14 protein-coding genes, 1 tRNA gene and 1 other RNA gene are annotated in these 18583 nt (G+C 66.8%); 12 read left to right on the top strand and 4 right to left on the bottom strand.

From position 1 onward, the window contains the following. Positions 1 to 101: 101 nt before the first annotated feature. Positions 102 to 2000, top strand: coding sequence for a helicase HerA-like domain-containing protein (locus RHM57_RS14835; RefSeq protein WP_322188483.1), 1899 nt, complete (start codon positions 102 to 104; stop codon positions 1998 to 2000). 19 nt (positions 2001 to 2019) lie between these two features. On the opposite strand, the gene RHM57_RS14830 is transcribed toward RHM57_RS14835, so the two are convergent. Further along, positions 2020 to 2496 (bottom strand): hypothetical protein, encoded by a 477-nt coding sequence (locus tag RHM57_RS14830; protein WP_134558028.1) that lies wholly within the window; start codon positions 2494 to 2496, stop codon positions 2020 to 2022. A 279-nt stretch (positions 2497 to 2775) separates the two neighbouring features. Continuing rightward, positions 2776 to 3393, bottom strand: a complete 618-nt coding sequence (locus RHM57_RS14825; RefSeq protein WP_322188482.1) for a hypothetical protein — start codon at positions 3391 to 3393, stop codon at positions 2776 to 2778. Between the two features lie 104 nt (positions 3394 to 3497). On the opposite strand from RHM57_RS14825, the gene RHM57_RS14820 reads away from it, so the two are divergent. From RHM57_RS14820 to RHM57_RS14810, 3 genes are read left to right on the top strand one after another with little or no spacing between them, the layout of a single operon-like run. Further along, entirely contained in the window at positions 3498 to 4865 is a 1368-nt protein-coding gene (locus tag RHM57_RS14820; protein WP_322137128.1) for a TrkH family potassium uptake protein, read from the top strand. After that, the gene (locus RHM57_RS14815) at positions 4858 to 5556 is read left to right on the top strand and encodes a potassium channel family protein (protein WP_134558026.1); all 699 of its coding nucleotides are present in this window, start codon (positions 4858 to 4860) and stop codon (positions 5554 to 5556) included. The genes RHM57_RS14820 and RHM57_RS14815 overlap by 8 nt, the downstream gene beginning before the upstream one ends. 37 nt (positions 5557 to 5593) lie before the next feature. Next, positions 5594 to 5845 carry a ferrous iron transport protein A gene (locus RHM57_RS14810; protein ID WP_134446880.1) on the top strand — a complete coding sequence of 84 codons (252 nt, stop codon included), beginning with the start codon at positions 5594 to 5596 and terminating at the stop codon, positions 5843 to 5845. A gap of 147 nt (positions 5846 to 5992) precedes the next feature. Here RHM57_RS14810 and RHM57_RS14805 read toward each other — a convergent pair. After that, positions 5993 to 6080: transfer RNA gene (locus tag RHM57_RS14805), tRNA-Ser, on the bottom strand. Positions 6081 to 6200: 120 nt separating this feature from the next. On the opposite strand from RHM57_RS14805, the gene ffs reads away from it, so the two are divergent. The 5 genes from ffs (at position 6201) to RHM57_RS14780 (ending at position 13881) form a co-directional block, all read left to right on the top strand. Beyond that, positions 6201 to 6297, top strand: an RNA gene (gene ffs / locus RHM57_RS14800) — signal recognition particle sRNA small type. A gap of 190 nt (positions 6298 to 6487) precedes the next feature. Next, on the top strand, positions 6488 to 8956 hold the full coding sequence (locus tag RHM57_RS14795; RefSeq protein WP_322188480.1) for a phosphoketolase family protein: 2469 nt from the start codon (positions 6488 to 6490) through the stop codon (positions 8954 to 8956). A 2-nt stretch (positions 8957 to 8958) separates the two neighbouring features. Beyond that, positions 8959 to 11184, top strand: a complete 2226-nt coding sequence (gene pta / locus RHM57_RS14790) for a phosphate acetyltransferase (RefSeq protein ID WP_134449848.1) — start codon at positions 8959 to 8961, stop codon at positions 11182 to 11184. Further along, positions 11181 to 12368 (top strand): acetate/propionate family kinase, encoded by a 1188-nt coding sequence (locus tag RHM57_RS14785; RefSeq protein WP_134449849.1) that lies wholly within the window; start codon positions 11181 to 11183, stop codon positions 12366 to 12368. Before pta ends, RHM57_RS14785 begins: the two co-directional genes overlap by 4 nt. A 211-nt stretch (positions 12369 to 12579) precedes the next feature. After that, complete coding sequence (locus RHM57_RS14780) at positions 12580 to 13881, top strand: ISL3 family transposase (RefSeq protein WP_322135197.1); 1302 nt, start codon at positions 12580 to 12582, stop codon at positions 13879 to 13881. 83 nt (positions 13882 to 13964) lie between these two features. Here the strand turns inward: RHM57_RS14780 and RHM57_RS14775 are convergent, their stop codons facing one another. Then, positions 13965 to 14954, bottom strand: coding sequence for a LacI family DNA-binding transcriptional regulator (locus tag RHM57_RS14775; protein ID WP_134450071.1), 990 nt, complete (start codon positions 14952 to 14954; stop codon positions 13965 to 13967). 263 nt (positions 14955 to 15217) lie between these two features. Here RHM57_RS14775 and RHM57_RS14770 point away from each other — a divergent pair, with 263 nt between their 5' ends. The 3 genes from RHM57_RS14770 (at position 15218) to RHM57_RS14760 (ending at position 18535) form a co-directional block, all read left to right on the top strand. Further along, positions 15218 to 16147, top strand: a complete 930-nt coding sequence (locus tag RHM57_RS14770) for a carbohydrate ABC transporter permease (protein WP_134449850.1) — start codon at positions 15218 to 15220, stop codon at positions 16145 to 16147. Positions 16148 to 16208: 61 nt separating this feature from the next. Next, positions 16209 to 17093, top strand: a complete 885-nt coding sequence (locus tag RHM57_RS14765; protein WP_241975181.1) for a carbohydrate ABC transporter permease — start codon at positions 16209 to 16211, stop codon at positions 17091 to 17093. Between the two features lie 77 nt (positions 17094 to 17170). Then, a complete protein-coding gene (locus RHM57_RS14760) occupies positions 17171 to 18535 on the top strand; it encodes an ABC transporter substrate-binding protein (protein WP_134449852.1) in 1365 nt (454 codons plus the stop codon). Positions 18536 to 18583 lie beyond the last annotated feature (48 nt).

Below are 18583 nucleotides of genomic sequence, written 5' to 3'. Positions count from 1 at the left end.
AGCGCACTTGTGGCCCTTAAACCCGAGGTTTAAGGGCCACAAGTGCGCTCTCGCGGCCGGGATTTTGGCGCACGGATCGCGTGTGGGACTAGGATCGCGCCATGAATCCGAGCGACGCCGCCGATCACCTGTCCGAACTCCAGGCCGCTGCCGAGGCCGCGGTCGCCGCGGCCCGCCAGGCGCAGGCCGACGCCGAAGCCGCCCTCGCGAGAGTGCAGGCTGCGGCCGTTCAGGAGCAGGCGGATGCCGCGACGGCGACCGCCCAGACCGGGTCCGGCCCGGCGGCATCGGTGCCGGCACCCGCGGCACCCGCGACATCCGCGGCACACGCAACACCGCTCACGGCCGCCCAGGTCGACGTGATCCGGGCCGGCTACGCCTTCAGCGGGCCGGCGCTCGAGATGGGGGCCCTCGTCAACGGCGACGCCCTCGCCGACGTGCCGATCCGGATACCGCTCGCGATGACCAACCGGCACGGCCTCGTCGCCGGCGCCACCGGAACCGGCAAGACCCGCACCCTGCAGGTGCTCGCCGAGCAGCTCTCCGCGCACGGCGTGCCCGTGTTCGCCGCCGACATCAAGGGCGACCTGTCCGGGGTCGCGACCGCGGGCGTGCCGAACGACAAGCTGCTCGCCCGCACCCGCGGCATCGGGCAGGACTGGGCCGGCCAGGCCGCCCCGACCGAGTACTTCTCCCTCGGCGGCACCGGCCGCGGTGTACCGGTGCGCGCGACCGTCGCCGGGTTCGGCCCGCTGCTCCTCAGCAAGGTCCTCGGCCTCAACGACACCCAGGAGTCCAGCCTCGGCCTCGTCTTCCACTACGCCGACCAGGCCGGCCTGCCGCTGCTCGACCTCACCGACCTGCGCGCGGTCCTGAGCTTCCTGACGAGCCCGGCAGGCAAGGCCGAGCTCGCCGGGCTTGGCGGACTGTCCCCGGCGACCGTCGGCGTGATCCTCCGCGAGCTGATCACCTTCGCCGACCAGGGCGCCGACGTGTTCTTCGGCGAGCCCGAGATCGACACCCGGGAGTTCCTCCGCACCGCGCCGGACGGCCGCGGCGTGATCAGCCTGCTCGAGGTGCCCGGCGTGCAGAACCAGCCAGCGCTCTTCTCGACGTTCCTGATGTGGCTCCTCGCCGACCTCTACAACGACCTGCCAGAGGTCGGCGACCTCGACAAGCCCAAGCTCGTGTTCTTCTTCGACGAGGCGCACCTGCTCTTCGCGAACGCCTCCAAGGACTTCCTCGCGTCGATCACCCAGACCGTTCGCCTCATCCGCTCGAAGGGAGTCGGCATCTTCTTCGTCACCCAGACCCCCAAGGACGTGCCCGGCGATGTGCTCGCCCAGCTCGGCTCCCGTGTGCAGCACCAGCTGCGGGCCTTCACCCCGGACGACGCCAAGGCGTTGCGGGCGACCGTCTCGACGTTCCCGAACTCCGGTTACGACCTCGAAGAGGTGCTCACCGGGCTCGGAACCGGCGAGGCGATCGTGACGGTGATGAACGAGAAGGGCGCCCCGAGCCCCGTGGCCTGGACGCGGCTGCGCGCGCCGCAGGGGTCGATGTCTCCGACTGCGGATGCCGCGATCGAGTCGGCCGTCGCGGCCTCGCCGCTCCTGGCGACATACGGCGCCGCGATCGACCGGGAGTCTGCGCGGGAGATCCTCGCGACCAAGCTCGAGGCGGCGAACCGGGCCGCGGCCGAGCAGCAGGCGGCAGAGCAGGCGGCGCTCGATGCGGCGAAGGCGGCCGCGGAGCGCGAGAAGGCGGACAAGGCCGCCGCCGCGCAGGAGGCGAAGGATGCGCGGGCCGGGGAGCAGGCCGACCGGAAGGCGCAGGCCGAATACGACCGGCTGATGCGGCAGACCGCGGGCCCGGCGCGCACCCGCACGAGCGCGAAGCCGCAGAAGAGCGTGCTCGAGGAGGTGCTCGGGTCGTCCGTGACGAAGTCGATCCTGACCGGGGTCGTTGCCGGCATCTTCGGAACCCGCCGCCGGCGCTGAGCCGCCGCCCGGCATCCGCTCAGCTTGTGTGGGAGGTGTAGCGGCGCTCGAACCAGTAGAGCAGCTCGGGCCGGGACCGGTTGAGGTCCTGCAGCGTCATCGGTTCGGCGACCCGCACGATCGGCGCGTCGAGCTGTTCGACGATCATCTCCATCGCCCCGCGCGAATAGAACTGGCCGCGCATCCGCAGCAGCAGCCGGCCGTCGAGTCCCGTGATGAACAGCTGCGGGTGCGTGTCGAGCGCGCCGCTTTCGTAGAGGTCGAGCAGCACGATGGTGCCGATCACGGACTTGTCGTAGCTCGTGACCCTGCCCAGGAAGCCGCGTTCGGAGACGCCGTCCCTGTCGACCCAGATCACGGTGCGGAAGAACGCGATCGCGGCGAGAACGCAGATGGCGACGAGGATGATCTGGCCGACGAAAACCGGTCGCCAGGAATCTGTCGGGATCGTGAGCCAGTAGAGCACGGCGGAAACCGGGGCGACGAGGGCCAGCACGGACAGACCGGACTGCCGGAGCAACCGGCCGTGCGGTCTCAGAGCGTGCGCCCGAATGAGCGGTCCCCCAGTGACTTTCACCTTAAGCGTTCCCCCTAGCCGGTGTACCCAGATTATCGCGAATGAGAGAGCGTGCCGGATAGCCACCTTAAAGGGGACAGCACGCCGCACCCCGGTGCCCGGGTGCGTGCGGGCAGACGCCGGAACCGGGCGGCACGAGGGGATCGTGCCGCCCGGTTCCGGGTGGAGGCTGCGGTGCAGCCGGTCGTGCGGGCCGGGTCAGCGGCCGAGGATGCCGCCGAGGTCGATTCCGGTGCCGGTGCCGTTCGTGGCGCCGGTGCTGCCGGAGCCGCTGAGGGCACCGTCGACGATGTCGCTGACGCTCGCACCGATGTCATCGACCGACGCCGAGGTGCCGTTGCCGGCCGGAGCGGTGACAGGAGCGGTGACGGGCGCGGTCGTGTCGGTGGTGAGCGGAGCGGTCACGGGAGCCGTGACGGCCGTGTCGTTGCCGGAGGCGACCGGGACGTCATTGCCGGACGCGACCGGGACGGAGGTGCCGTTGCCGATCGAGGCGCCGTTTCCGACGGAGTTGCCCGAGACGACCGGGCCGGAAACCAGCGGGGCGTTCAGCACGCCGCCGCCGAGGGCATCCGTGCTGGTTCCGTTCGCGCCGGACCTGTTCAGGCCGGACCCGTTCGCGTCGATGCCGCGCAGCGCGTCGTTCAGCAGGCCGAAGTCGACCGTGTTGGCCAGGCTGCTGCTGTCACTGCCCGAGGGGGAGACCGTACCGGTTTCCGCTGCCTGCGCCGGGGCGACGAAGCCGCAGACGATGAGGGCGGATGCCGCGACTCCGGTGATTCCGAATGCGGTGAGACGCTTCGTGATGGTGTTCATGAGAGCTCCATTTCGTAGTTCTGGTCCGGCCTCGGGTATTCCCCGGGCCGCACAAGTAGTCCGGAGCCCTCGTCGAGGCGGATTGGAATCCGTAGAGTGGGCTCGTGCCAGACTCTCCCAGCGCGCACCGCCGCGCGCAGCCACCGAGATTCCGGGCGCACCCGGCCCAGGCCGGCGTCGCGGCCTTCGCGCTGGCGATCCTCGTCGGCACAGCGCTGCTGATGCTGCCGATCGCGCGGGTGGGTCCCGGTGGGTCGAGCCTGCTCGAGGCGATCTTCACCGCGACGAGCGCGGTCTGCGTCACCGGGCTCGTCGTCGTCGACACCGCGACGCACTGGGCGCCCTTCGGGCAGGTCGTGATCATGCTCCTGATCCAGGTGGGCGGCCTCGGCATCATGACGTTCGCGTCCGTCGTCGGGCTCTCGGTGCTGCGGAAGATGAGCCTCCGCTCCCGGATCACTGCCGCTGCCGAGGTCAAGAGCGTCGGACTCGAGGACGTGCGCGGTCTGGTGCTCGGCGTCGTGGGGACATCCGTGCTGATCGAGCTCTGCGTCGCCGTGGTGCTGAGCCTGCGGTTCCTCTTCGGCTACGGCGAGCCGCTCGGGAGGGCGCTCTGGCTCGGGCTGTTCCACGCGGTGTCCTCGTTCAACAACGCGGGGTTCGCCCTGTTCAGCGACAACATGATCTCCTACGCGACCGACCCGTGGGTCTGCCTCCCGCTCGCCGCGGCGGTCATCCTCGGCGGTCTCGGCTTCCCCGTGCTCGTGCAGCTGCGCCGGTACCCGCGCCTGCCCCGGAAATGGGTGATGAACACCCGGCTCGTGCTCGCGGGCACCGTTGTGCTCCTCGTTGCAGGCGCCGTGTACCTCACAGCGGTCGAGTGGTCGAACCCGTCGACCCTCGGGCCGTTGGGCTGGTCGGACAAGATCCTGGTCGGATTCTTCCAGTCGGTCCAGGCGCGCACGGCGGGCTTCAACAGCATCGACTGGGGCCAGATGGACTCGGCGAGCCTGCTCGGCACCGACGTGCTCATGCTGATCGGCGGCGGCCCCGCCGGAACCGCGGGCGGCATCAAGATCACGACCTTCGCCGTCCTGTTCTTCGTCCTCGTCGCGGAGATTCGCGGCGAAGGGACGGTCACCGTGTTCGGCAAGCAGCTCGCCCGCTCGGTGCAACGCCAGGCCATCACGATCGTGCTGATCGCCGTGGCCGTTATCGCCTTCTCCACCGTCATCCTGATGCTCCTGACCGATTTCAGCCTCGACGCGCTGCTCTTCGAGGTGATCTCTGCCTTTGCTACCGTGGGGCTCTCGACCGGCATCACCGCGGCCATTCCTCCCGGCGGGCAGGTCGTGCTGATGCTGCTCATGTTCATCGGCAGGCTCGGCCCGATCGCCTTCGCGTCCGCCCTCGCACTCCGGCAGCGGCCCAGCACCTTTGAACTCCCCATAGAAAGGCCGATCATTGGCTAAGTTCTCCCTCTTCGGGCGTCGCTCGTCCTCCCGTCTCACCCAGGAGGACGCCGTTGTCGTGATCGGCCTCGGCCGGTTCGGCAGCTCCCTCGCCCTCGAGCTGATGAAAAGCGGCACCGAGGTGCTCGGGATCGACGGCGATGCCGATATCGTCCAGGCGCACAACGGCCTGCTCACCCACGTCGTGCGCGCAGACTCGACGAAAGAGGAGACCCTCCGCCAGCTCGCGGTCGCCGACTTCAGCACAGCGGTCGTCGCGATCGGCGGCGACATCCAGGCGAACATCCTCACGGCGTCGCTGCTGCTCAAGCTCGGGATCGGCAACATCTGGGCCAAGGCGGTGAGCGAACCGCACGGCGCGATCCTCGACCAGCTCGGCGTGACCCACGTGATCTATCCGGAGAAGGACATGGGCAAGCGGGTCGCGCACCTCGTGCGCGGGGTGATGCAGGACTATCTCGAGATCGGCGAGAACTTCGCCCTCGTCAAGATGGCGCCCCCTCGCGTGATCGTGGGGGTCTCGCTCGGCGAGTCCCGGGTGCGTCCGGTGCACGGCGTGACCGTGACCGCGTTCTTCCACGAGGGGGCCGGCTGGAGCTACACGACCCTCGAGACGGTTCTCGAGGCCGGCGATGTGATCCTCGTCGCGGGGGAGACCGAGCGGGTCGAGGCGTTCAGCAGGCTGCGCTAAGGCCGGCGCAGAGGTTGGCGCCGCGTAGGCTCGCCCTATGAGTAGTGCAGCAGTGGCCGCCGCCCGCTTCGTGACAGAGGCCGCGATCGGGACCCGCGTCGTCGTGCGCCGCACCATCGAGGGCGGCGTGACGGATGCCGTCGGCTACCTCCGCGCGTGCGGTCCGGCCGACTGCGTGGTCGAGACGAAACGCGGTCTCGTCACGATCGTGCTTGCCGAGATCGTGGCCGCGAAGGAAGTGCCGCCGCCGCCGGCGCCGCGTGCGCCCCGGCATCCGTTCGCCGACTGACGAGTCTCTACTGGCGGAGAATGGGGGATTCGAACCCCGGCTGTGGGCGCTGTGCGCTCACCTGTTGATGATTCTTTACTGGCGGAGAATGGGGGATTCGAACCCCGGCTGTGGGCGCTGTGCGCTCACCTGTTGATGATTCTTTACTGGCGGAGAATGGGGGATTCGAACCCCCGAGGGCTCTCACCCAACACGCTTTCCAAGCGTGCGCCATAGGCCACTAGGCGAATTCTCCTGGCCGGTCATTTCCCGAAGGTAACAACCTCGAAGAATCTTACCTGTTTCTGAAGGCACTTGAGAACGCGCTGCGCAGGGACCTGCTTTTGGCTCGGTGCGGCTTTGCGCATAAACTGGGAGCGGCTCCTCGCGTGGCGCTATCTCAGCCAACTCCCCCAGGACGGAAACGTAGCAAGGGTAACTGGGCTCTGGTGGGTGCGCGAGGAGTTTTTTCATGCCCCCGCGGCCTCGAAAAGCGGATTCCGCAGGGCACTCTGACGCCCACCCGGGCCGAGGTCTGGGCATGCCGCGCACTAGTCACTACGCGCGCGTCGCATACTGCGCACAATTCCGTGATAACGATTCCATATCTACTCATAGACTGGGCTATGCGCGGATCGCGCCCCGACAGTGCCGGAGGCACCCATGGTCAACACGTCCGATAAAACCTTCTTGTGGCCCACCCAGCAGCCACGTCCGCTGAGCGATGAAGCGCTCGCGAGCGTAGACGCCTGGTGGCGAGCCGCGAATTATCTTTCGGTGGGGCAGATCTACCTGCTCGACAATCCGTTATTGCGGGAACCGTTGACCCGCGACCACATTAAGCCCCGCCTGCTCGGGCACTGGGGAACGACCCCCGGACTCAACTTCATTTATGCCCACCTGAACCGCGCGATCCAGGAACGCAAGATCAGCACCCTTTACGTCACCGGCCCCGGCCACGGTGGGCCCGGCATGGTCGCCAACGCATACCTCGACGGTACGTACACCGAGATCTACCCCGGTGTCGAGCAGAGCGAACGCGGCGTCAAGGCCCTGTTCCGCCAGTTCTCCTTCCCGGGCGGAATCCCGAGCCACGCTTCACCGGAGACCCCCGGTTCGATCCACGAGGGCGGCGAGCTCGGCTACGCGCTCAGCCACGCTTACGGCGCCGCGTTCGACAACCCCGACCTGCTCGTCGCGGCCGTCGTCGGCGACGGCGAGGCCGAGACCGGACCGCTCGCCACCAGCTGGCACTCCAACAAGTTCGTCGACCCGCTCGTCGACGGCGTCGTGCTGCCGATCCTGCACCTCAACGGGTACAAGATCGCCAACCCGACCATCCTCGCCCGCATCCCCGAAGAGGAACTCCTCGACCTGATGCGCGGTTACGGCCACAAGCCGTACATCGTTTCCGGCGGATTCAACGAGGAAGACCCGCTCCTCGTCCACCAGCGCATGGCCGAGACCCTCGACGAGGTGCTCAACGAGATCGCCGACATCAAGGCCCGCGCCCTCGCCGGCGACACCGAGCGTCCGCGCTGGCCCATGATCATCCTGCGCACCCCCAAGGGCTGGACCTGCCCGACCACGATCGACGGCCTTAAGGTCGTCGACTCCTGGCGTTCGCACCAGGTGCCGCTCAGCAACGCCCGCGACACCGAGGCGCACACCCGCCTCCTCGAGGGCTGGCTCGCCTCCTACCGTCCCGAAGAACTGTTCGACGAGTCCGGTGCGCCGGTCGCGAAGATCACCGGGCTCGCCCCGGACGGTGAGCTGCGGATGAGCGCGAACCCCGTCTCCAACGGCGGCCTGCTCCGCAAGGATCTGCGCCTTCCCGACTTCCACGACTATGCCGTCGATGTTCCCTCCCCTGGAGCCACGACGGATGAGGCCACGAAGGTCCTCGGAACCTGGCTCGCGGATGTCATCAGGGACAACCCAGACAACTTCCGGATCTTCGGGCCGGATGAGACAGCATCCAACCGTCTCGCCCCCGCCGTGTTCGCTGCGACGGAGAAGACCTGGAACGCCGAATACCACGAGGGCGACACCAACCTCGAACGCGCCGGCCGCATCATGGAGATGCTCAGCGAGCACCAGTGCCAGGGCTGGCTCGAGGGCTACCTGCTCACCGGTCGCCATGGCCTGTTCAACTGCTACGAGGCCTTCATCCACATCGTCGACTCGATGTTCAACCAGCACGCGAAGTGGCTCAAGGTCACCCGCGAGATCCCGTGGCGCCGCTCGATCTCGAGCCTCAACTACCTGCTCTCCTCGCACGTCTGGCGCCAGGACCACAACGGCTTCTCCCACCAGGACCCGGGCTTCATCGACCACGTCGTGAACAAGAGCGCGGATGTCGTGCGCGTCTACCTGCCCTTCGACGCGAACACGCTGCTCTCGATCTACGACCACTGCCTGCGCAGCGTCGACTACGTGAACGTCGTCGTCGCAGGCAAGCAGCCCGCGCCGAACTGGCTCACCATGGACCAGGCCGTCGCACACTGCGACCGCGGCCTCGGCATCTTCGACTGGGCAGGCACCGAAATCGCCGGCACCGAACCGGATGTCGTCCTCGCCGCAGCCGGAGAGGTCCCGACCCTCGAGATCCTCGCCGCCGCCGCGATCCTGCGCGAAGCGATGCCCGACCTCAAGGTCCGCGTCGTCAACGTCGTCGACCTGATGCGCCTGCAGTCCGAGGCGGACCACCCGCACGGACTCAGCGACGCCGAGTTCGACGCCTACTTCACCGCGAACAAGCCGATCGTGTTCGCATACCACGGGTACCCGTGGCTGATCCACCGCCTGACCTACAAGCGCCACGGACACGCGAACCTGCACGCCCGCGGGTACAAGGAAAACGGCACCACGACGACACCGTTCGACATGGTCATGCTCAACGACCTCGACCGGTATCACCTGGTGATGGACGTTATCGACCGCGTCCCCGGACTCGGCGCGCGCGCCGGTGTTCTCCGCCAGGAGATGCAGGATGCCCGCCTCCGCGCCCGCGGCTACACGCGTGCGTTCGGTGAGGACATTCCCGCGGTCACCGAGTGGGTGTGGGATGCGAACGGCATCGGCGCCACCCCGGTCGATGTGGGACTTTCCACAGGTGGGGATAACGTCTAATCGTGGCTGACAGTATCTACATCACCTCCGCCGAGGGTTATACAGGCAAATCTACGATCGCGCTGGGTGTTCTGGACACCCTGCTTCGTTCGGTCGAACGGGTCGGCGTTTTCCGTCCCGTCGCCCGTTCTTCCAACCATCCCGACTACGTGCTCGAGCTCCTGCTCGAGCACCTCTCCGCAGGCAAGGCCGCAAGTGCGACCGCTGCAACGAGCACCCCGCTCACCTACGACGAATGCGTAGGCGTACATTATGACGAAGTCCACCTCGACCCCGATGCGGCACTCGGCCGTATCGTGCAGCGTTACAAGGCCGTCGAGGCCCAGTGTGACGCGGTCGTCGTCATCGGAAGCGATTACACCGACGTCGGCAGCCCCACCGAGCTCGCCTTCAACCTCCGCATCGCCGCCAACCTGGGCGTCCCTGTGCTGCTGGTTCTCGGTGGACGCGTGGGCTCCGGCCAGGGCGAGACGCTCAACCAGGATGACAGGCTCGGCCAGAGCGACCCGCGCACGCCGGACGACATCCGCCAGTTGACGGATGTCACCATCGCCGAACTGCGCAACGAGCACGTCTCGCTGCTCGGCGTCATCGTCAACCGGGCAGATCCGACGCGCCTGGACGACGTGATCGGCGCCGTCCGCGACGTCGTCGACGCCCCCGGAAGCGAACTCGCGAACGTGCCGGTCTGGGCGCTTCCCGAGGACCCGTACATCGTCGCACCGAGCATGAAGAGCATCCTCAAGGCCGTGAAGGGAACCCTCGTCAAGGGGGACCCCGCGCTCCTGTCCCGTGAGGCCCTCGGAGTCGTCGTCGCGGCGATGTCGATGGTGAACGTGTTGCCCCGCCTGTTCGACGGGGCCGTCGTGCTCATCCCGAGCGACCGTCCCGATGTGCTCCTCGCCGTGCTGATGGCGAACTCCTCTGCGACGTTCCCCTCGATCGCGGGCATCATCCTCGTCGGCGGCTTCGACCTCCCGACGGAGATCGAACAGCTCGTCGAGGGGCTCGCTTCTTCGGTGCCGATCATCCGTACCGAACTCGCGTCCTACGAGGCCGCGGTGCGCATCACGCACACCCCCGGCCGGATGGCCGCGGATTCGCAGCGCAAGCTCGACACCGCGCTCGCCCTCTTCGAAGGCCACGTCGAGGCATCCGTTCTGCTCGATCGCCTCAAGGTGAGCCGCGCCGACGTCGTGACGCCGCTCATGTTCGAGTACACGCTGCTCGAACGTGCCCGGAAGAACCGCAAGCGCATCGTGATGCCCGAGGGGGAGGACGACCGCGTGCTGCGCGCCGCCGCGACCCTGCTGGCCCGCGATGTCGCAGACATCATCATTCTCGGGGAAGAGGTCGAGGTCCGCTCCCGCGCGATCGGGCTCGGCATCGACATCGGGAAGGCCCAGGTGATCAGCCCCTTCAACGAGGAGCTCCGCACCAAGTTCGCCACAGAGTACGCCCGCCTGCGCGCTCACAAGGGCGTCACCATCGACCAGGCCAGGGACGTCGTCACCGACGTGTCCTACTTCGGCACGATGATGGTGCAGATGGGACTGGCCGACGGCATGGTCTCCGGTGCGACGCACACCACGGCGCACACGATCCGCCCGAGCTTCGAGATCATCAAGACCCGCCCGAACACGTCCGTCGTGTCGAGCGTGTTCCTGATGGCCCTCGCGGACAAGGTCCTCGTCTACGGTGACTGCGCCGTGAACCCCGACCCGACCGCAGAGCAGCTCGCCGACATCGCCATCTCCGCTTCGGAGACGGCCGTCGAGTTCGGCATCGAGCCGCGCATCGCGATGCTGTCGTACTCGACAGGCGAGTCGGGCAAGGGGGCGGACGTCGACAAGGTCCGCGCCGCGACCGCGCTCGTCCGCGAGCGTCGCCCCGACCTTCTCATCGAGGGCCCGATCCAGTACGACGCGGCAGCGGATGCTGCTGTCGCCGCTGTGAAGATGCCGGCTTCGGCCGTGGCCGGCCGGGCCACCGTCTTCATCTTCCCGGACCTCAACACCGGCAACAACACCTACAAGGCCGTCCAGCGCAGTGCTGGCGCCCTCGCGCTCGGCCCTGTCCTGCAGGGCTTGCGCAAACCGATCAACGACCTTTCCCGAGGAGCACTTGTGCAGGACATCGTCAACACCGTTGCGATCACCGCAATCCAGGCGGCGTCACTCGACTCCGCTGCCGCCGCTGCTGCCGCGACTGCGACGGTCTCAGCATGAGCGCCGTCCTGGTCATCAACTCCGGTTCCTCGTCGTTCAAGTACCAGCTGATCGACATGCAGACGGAGACCGAGCTCGCGAGCGGTCTCGTCGAGCGCATCGGTGAGGCGAGCGGGCACGCCCGTCACACCGCCGCCGGTTCCGACCGCGTCGAGCAGACGCTGCCGATCCCGGACCACACCGCCGGATTCGCCGTGATGCTCGCCGCGTTCGCCGCCAGCGGCCCGCAGCTCAGCACGGCGAACCTTGTGGCCGTCGGCCACCGGGTCGTGCAGGGTGGCAGTATCTTCCAGGGTCCGACCGTGATCGATGACGAGGTGCTCGCCCAGATCAGCGCGCTCTCCGACCTCGCGCCGCTCCACAACCCGGCACACGTTCAGGGCATCAACGCGGCCAGGGCACAGTTCCCGGACGTGCCCCACGTCGCCGTCTTCGACACGTCGTTCCACCAGACGATGCCGGCACCGGCGTACACCTACGCGATCGACACCGCGCTGGCCGCCGAGTACGGCATCCGTCGTTATGGAGCACACGGCAGCTCGCACAAGTTCGTGTCCGAAGCCGCTGCGGAGTTCCTCGGCCGCCCGCTCGCCGAGCTCAAGACCATCGTGCTGCACCTCGGAAACGGGGCGTCGGCGTGCGCGGTCGACGGTGGAAAGTCCATCGACACCTCGATGGGCCTCACCCCGCTGCAGGGACTCGTCATGGGTACCCGCTCCGGCGACATCGACCCCGCCGTGCTGTTCCACCTGCACCGCAAGGCCGGCATGTCGATCGAAGAGCTCGACACCCTGCTGAACAAGAAGAGCGGCATGCTCGGACTGACCGGCAACGGTGACATGCGCGACGTCGAGGACGCCGCGATAGCCGGGGACGCGGTCGCCCAGGCTGCCCTCGACGTCTACTACCACCGCATCCGCGGTTACGTGGGCAACTACATCGCCCAGCTCGGTGGACTCGACGTGATCGTCTTCACCGCCGGTATCGGCGAGAATTCGGGAATCATCCGGGCCGGCGCCCTCGCCGGACTCGAATTCCTCGGCATCGAGATCGACCCGGCGAAGAACGACCCGTTCTCCCGGGTCGCCCGCGTCATCTCGACCGATGACTCGAAGGTCACCGTGCTCGTCATCCCGACGAACGAGGAGCTGGAGATCGCTCGCCAGACCCTCGCCGTCATCTAGCAGCACCGAAGTCGACGGCCGCTCCCTTCGGGGGCGGCCGTCGCGTGCGTTAACGCACCCCGCTACTGCTCGCGAGAGTGCACTTTTGGCCCTTAAAACGGCTCTCCTGACGTTACCGTGGGTGGTTTCCGAGCGCCTTAACGAGTGCACGCCGCTCTCCGTCTAGGTTTCTAACTGACAAAGGCAAGAAACACAGGGACGAGAAAACGGCGTGCAAAACTCAACACTATGGCGGACTCTGCTCGGAGTCGACAAAACCATCGTCGAAGCGGTCGATCTCGACGCGGATACGGGCATGCTGGTCGCGTCGGTGCGCCCAACGGCATCGATGCGGAACCGGTGCGGGGCCTGCCGGAAGCGCTGCCCGCGCTACGACGCCGGTGACGGGCGGCGCCGCTGGCGATCCCTGGACGCCGGCTCGGTGCAAATCCACTTAGAAGCTGCGGCGCCGCGGGTGAGCTGCCGGGTGCATGGCGTGACGGTCGCCGCCGTGCCGTGGGCCCGGCATCAGAGCGGGCACACTTTGTTCTTCGATGACCAGGTCGCGTGGCTGGCCACGCAAACATCCAAGTCCGCCATCACCGTGCTGATGCGCATCGCGTGGCGCACCGTGGGCGCGATCATCACCCGGGTTTGGGCAGATACGGAGAAGCAGTTCGACCAGTTCGCGGGCCTCACCCGGATCGGGATTGACGAGATCAGTTACAAGCGCGGCCACAAGTACTTGACCTGCGTCGTGGACCACGATTCTGGCCGTCTCGTCTGGGCGGCACCAGGCCAGGACAAGGCCACCCTCGAGACGTTTTTTGATGCGTTGGGGCCGGAGCGTTCGGCACTGATCACGCATGTTTCCGCGGACGGTGCGGCCTGGATCGCCAGTGTTGTCGCGGAACGAGCGCCGAACGCTGTTCGCTGCGCTGATCCGTTCCACGTCGTGAAATGGGCCACCGAGGCCCTCGATGAAGTCCGCCGGGGCGCGTGGAACGAGGCCCGCAAAGCCGCCCGGCACAACGATGCCCGACGCACTCGCGGCCGGCCCCCAGCCGACGCCCCGGCACGCCCAGACAGCGCCCGGGCGACGGGCATCAAGAACTGCCGATACGCGCTTTGGAAGAACCCGGAAAACCTGACCGAGAAGCAACAAACGAAGCTCGCCTGGATCGTGCAGACCGACCCCCGGCTGGCTCGGGCGTACTACCTGAAGGAAGGCCTCCGTGTGATCTTCAAACTGCCTCTCGAGGAAGCGACCGAAGCTCTCGACAAATGGGTTGGTTGGGCTCGCCGCTGCCGCATCCCGTCCTTCGTGAAACTGCAGAAGAGCATCGTGAAACACCGCACCGCGATCCTGGCCTCCATCGAGCACAGCCTCTCCAACGGCCGCGTCGAATCCATGAACACCAAGATCCGCCTCATGACCCGCATCGCGTTCGGCTTCAAATCACCCGAGGCCCTCATCGCCCTCGCAATGCTCAGCCTCGGCGGGCACAAACCCGTGCTTCCCGGCCGGGACTAACCCACGGAAGAGTCAGGAGAGCCCTTAAAACGGCGGTTTAGGGGCCAAAAGTGCGCTCTCGCGAACGGGGCGTGGCGGATACCTCAGGCGGTTCTGGGGGCTGTGCTTCCGCGCACCACGAGGTGCGTGGGCACGATCGTGGTGCCAGGAACGGACGCACCGGGGGAATCGATCTGCCGCAGGAGCTTCTCGATGCAGAGCCGGCCGACCTGGGCGAAGTCCTGGTGCACCGTCGTCAGTGGGGGCCAGAATTCACCGGACTCGCGCATGTCGTCGAAGCCGACGACGCTCACGTCGGCGGGCAGGGCCCGGCCGGCCTCATGCATCGCGCGCATCACACCGAGGGCCATCTGGTCGTTGGACGCGAAGATGGCCGTGACGAGCGGGTCGGCGGCGAGGGTCACCCCGTGCACGTAGCCGCTCTGCGCACTCCAGTCCCCTTCGAGCACGGGGGGCACCGGGGCACCGGCCGCCTTCAGGGTGTTGCGCCACGACGCCGTGCGGCGACCGGCCGAGAAGGAGGACTCCGGGCCGGCGATGTGCCAGACCGTGCGGTGACCGAGGTCGAGCAGGTGCTGGGTGGCCAGGCGGGCGCCCTCGGTCTGGTCGGTGTCGACGACCGTGTACCGGGAACCGGCGTCGGAGTCGACGATGACGACGGGAAGCCCGGTCGGCACGGTCACGTCGATCCGGTCGAGCATGTGGGCTTCCATGATGATCACGATGCCGTCGACGGCCTGCTCGGCCAGCCGGGTCACGGCGCCGGTGACCGCACCCTGGGTGGGTCTCGTCACCGGGATGAGGGTGATCGAGTACCCGGCCTCCGCGGCCGCCATCGCCACCGCGTCGAGCGTGCGCATGTTGCCGAAGCTCGACAGGGTGAACATGATCACGCCGATGGTGCTGAACCGGCCCGACTTGAGGGCGCGGGCGGCGCTGTTCGGGCGGTAGCCGATCTCATCCATGGCCGCGAGCACGCGGTCCCGGGTGTCGGAGTCGACATTGCTGCGGGCGTTCACCACCCGGGAAACGGTCTGGGACGAGACGCCGGCCAGGGCCGCGACATCCGCCATCGACGGCAGGCGCTGCACACCGCGGGTCAGGGGACTCTGGGGAGTCGGGTGAGTCGGGTGACTCGGGGGAGTCGAGGGCGCGGAGGTGCCGGCGCCTTCAGCGGGGCTGATCTTTGCCACGTTCCCTCCCGGGTCCCGGAAAATGCTTCCGTATGTTTACGTAAACATGCTAGCGTGCTTACACGTCATGTTTACGCAAACATGACCAGGAACCTCGAACTCCATCATCCGCCGCACCACACTATCGAGTCAGAGAAACAGGAATGACGACGCTGTCAACGCTCACCCCCAGCGGCCAGGCGCTTTCCGGCCCACGGAAGCCGCACGTGCAGAAGCGCGACTGGACCGGCTGGAAGTTCATCGCCCCGTTCATGGTCGTCTTCACCCTCGTCCTGATCGCTCCGGTGCTGTATTCGATCTACCTGAGCTTCTTCAAGGAACAGCTCGTCGGGGGCAACTCCTTCGTCGGCTTCGCGAACTACGGCCAGGCGCTCACGGATCCCCAGTTCTGGGAGTCGATGGGGCGGGTGACCCTGTTCTTCGTCGTACAGGTTCCGATCATGCTCGGTATCGCACTCTTCGCCGCCCTCGCGATCGACAGTGCGCGCCTGCACCTGTCCAGCTTCTTCCGCATCGCGATCTTCCTGCCGTACGCCGTTCCCGCGGTGGTCGCCACCCTGATGTGGGGCTTCATGTACGGCACGAAGTTCGGCCTGGTCGGCAATCTCAACGACTTCTTCCACCTCGCCATTCCTGACCCGCTCGGGAGCAGCTGGGTGCTCGCGAGCATCGGCAACATCGTCACCTGGGAATTCATCGGCTACAACATGATCCTGTTCTATGCGGCGCTCCGGGTGATCCCGACCGACCTCTATGAGGCGGCCTCCCTCGACGGCGCCGGCGCCTTCCGCATCATCCGCAGCATCAAGATGCCGGCGCTGCGTCCCGCCATCGTGATCGGCGGCATCTTCTCGGTCATCGGCAGCTTCCAGCTCTTCAACGAGCCGAGCATCCTGCAGTCCCTGGCGCCCAACACCATCTCGACCTATTTCTCCCCGAACATGTACGCGTACAACCTGTCGTTCGCGGGCCAGCAGTACAACTATTCGGCCACCATCGCGATCATCGTCGGCCTCTTCACTGCCGTCATCGCCTACATCGTGCAGAACTCCGGTTCGCGGAAGGAGGTCTGAGATGTCCACCACTGACCAGGCCAGAGTGAACGTGCCCGCAAGCCAGGCCAGGGCCCCACGGATGTCCCGCTACACCCGGACGAACAAGTCCAACCAGGGCCTGCACACAAAGAAGTCGATCCTGCTCACCATCATCATGGGCGCGCTGGTCCTCTACAGCCTGCTGCCCTTGTTCTGGCTCTTCGTGAACTCGACCAAGACCCAGGCCGAGCTGCTCAACTCCTTCGGCCTCTGGTTCAGCGGCCCGAACGCCCTCTGGGACAACATCGTCGCAACCGTCACCTACAACGACGGAGTCTTCGTCCGCTGGTTCGGGAACACCCTGATGTACGTCGTCGTCGGGGCGGGAGGGGCCACCTTCCTCGCGGCACTCGGCGGCTACGGGCTGGCCAAATTCAACTTCCCGGGCAAGAAGGCCGTCTTCGCCGTCGTGCTCGGTGCCGTGGCGATCCCCGGCACGGCCCTCGCGGTCCCGACCTTCCTCATGTTCAGCCAGATGGGCCTCACGAACACGCCCTGGGCGGTCATCCTGCCCTCGTTGATCAGCCCGTTCGGTCTGTACCTGATCTGGACCTACGCCCTCGATGCCGTGCCGACCGAGGTACTCGAGGCCGCACGCATGGACGGGGCAGGCGAATTCCGCACCTTCTTCACCATCTCCCTCAAGCTCCTCGCCCCAGGCCTCGTGACCGTGCTCCTGTTCACCCTCGTGGCCACCTGGAACAACTACTTCCTGCCCCTGATCATGCTGAGCGAACCGACCTGGTACCCGCTCACCGTCGGACTCAAGCAGTGGAGCAATCAGGCCCAGACCGTCGGCGGCGACGTGATCTACAACCTCGTGATCACCGGTTCGATGCTCACAATCATCCCGATCGTCGTCGCGTTCCTGTTCCTGCAGCGCTACTGGCAGTCCGGCCTCGCCGCCGGCAGCGTCAAGGCGTGACCCCCCCCGACCCATTCGACCGCACCACCTGTCCCGCATCGCAGTTCATCCATTTACAAGGAAGTGAAAGGCATTTCATGAAAGCACCACACAGCACCAGGAAGGCACTGCGTCGCACCGCGGTCGTCGTCGCCACCGGACTCGCGCTCAGCATGTCCCTCGCAGCGTGTTCCGGATCCGGAACCGGATCGACAGCATCGTCGACCGCCAGCGCCGCGGACATCACCGCGGCCCTGAACGAGAAGTCGACCATCACCGTCTGGGCGTGGGCCCCGGCCGTGGAGAAGATCGCCGCGGCGTTCGAGAAGGAACACCCGAATGTGACCGTCAAGGTCGTCAACGCGGGAACCGGCAACGATCAGTACATCAAGCTCCAGAACGCGATCAAGGCAGGGTCCGGCGCGCCGGACATCGCCCAGATCGAGTATTACGCGCTTCCGCAGTTCGCGTTGTCCAAGTCGCTCGCCGACCTCAGCGCATACGGCTTCGACTCGTACGCGTCCGAATACACCGACAGCACCTGGGGATCGGTCAAGCTCGGCGACGGCATCTACGCCCTCCCGCAGGACTCCGGCCCCATGGCCATGTTCTACAACAAGGCCGTCTTCGACAAGTACGGCCTCACCGTTCCCACCACCTGGGACGAGTACGTCGCAACGGCCAAGAAGCTGCACGAGGCCAACCCGAACGCCTACATCACCAACGACACCGGCGACGCCGGCTTCACCACGAGCATGATCTGGCAGGCCGGCGGCCAGCCGTACACCACGACGGACTCCACCAAGGTCAGCATCAACCTCCAGGACGCGGGCTCGAAGAAGTTCGCAGACACCTGGAACACGCTGCTCAGCAACGACCTCCTCGCCGCAACGCCCAGCTGGAGCGACGAATGGTACAAGGGCCTCGGCGACGGCACCATCGCCACCCTCAACATCGGTGCCTGGATGCCCGGCAACCTCGAGTCCGGTGTGAAGGAAGCCGCCGGTGACTGGCGGGTCGCACCGCTGCCGACGTACACGGCAGGCGACAAGGCAAGCGCCGAGAACGGCGGCGGTGGAGATGCCATCCTCGAGCAGAGCAAGAACAAGCTCGTCGCAGCCGGTTTCCTCCAGTACATGAACGAGGGCGCGGGCACCCAGATCTCGATCGACGCCGGCGGATTCCCGTCGACCGTCGCCGACCTGAACTCCGACGCGTTCCTGAACGCCACGAGCGACTACTTCGGCGGCCAGAAGATCAACCAGGTCCTCGTGCAGTCCGCGAAGGACGTCGTTCCCGGCTGGAGCTACCTCCCGTTCCAGGTCTACTCGAACAGCATCTTCAAGGACACGGTCGGCCAGGCGTATGCCGCCAAGTCCGACCTCAATGCCGGGTTGACCGCGTGGCAGAAGGCCACCGCGGACTACGGCAACCAGCAGGGCTTCACCGTCACCAGCAAGTAGCATCCTGCGCCACCGTCGGAGAAGGGTGGGCCTGGACCAGGCCCACCC

It is taken from the genome of Cryobacterium sp. 10S3 (genome assembly GCF_034344045.1).
Lineage (GTDB): Bacteria > Actinomycetota > Actinomycetes > Actinomycetales > Microbacteriaceae > Cryobacterium > Cryobacterium glucosi.
Note: the sequence above shows the minus strand (reverse complement) of the source record. Positions and strands in the feature narration are given on the sequence as shown.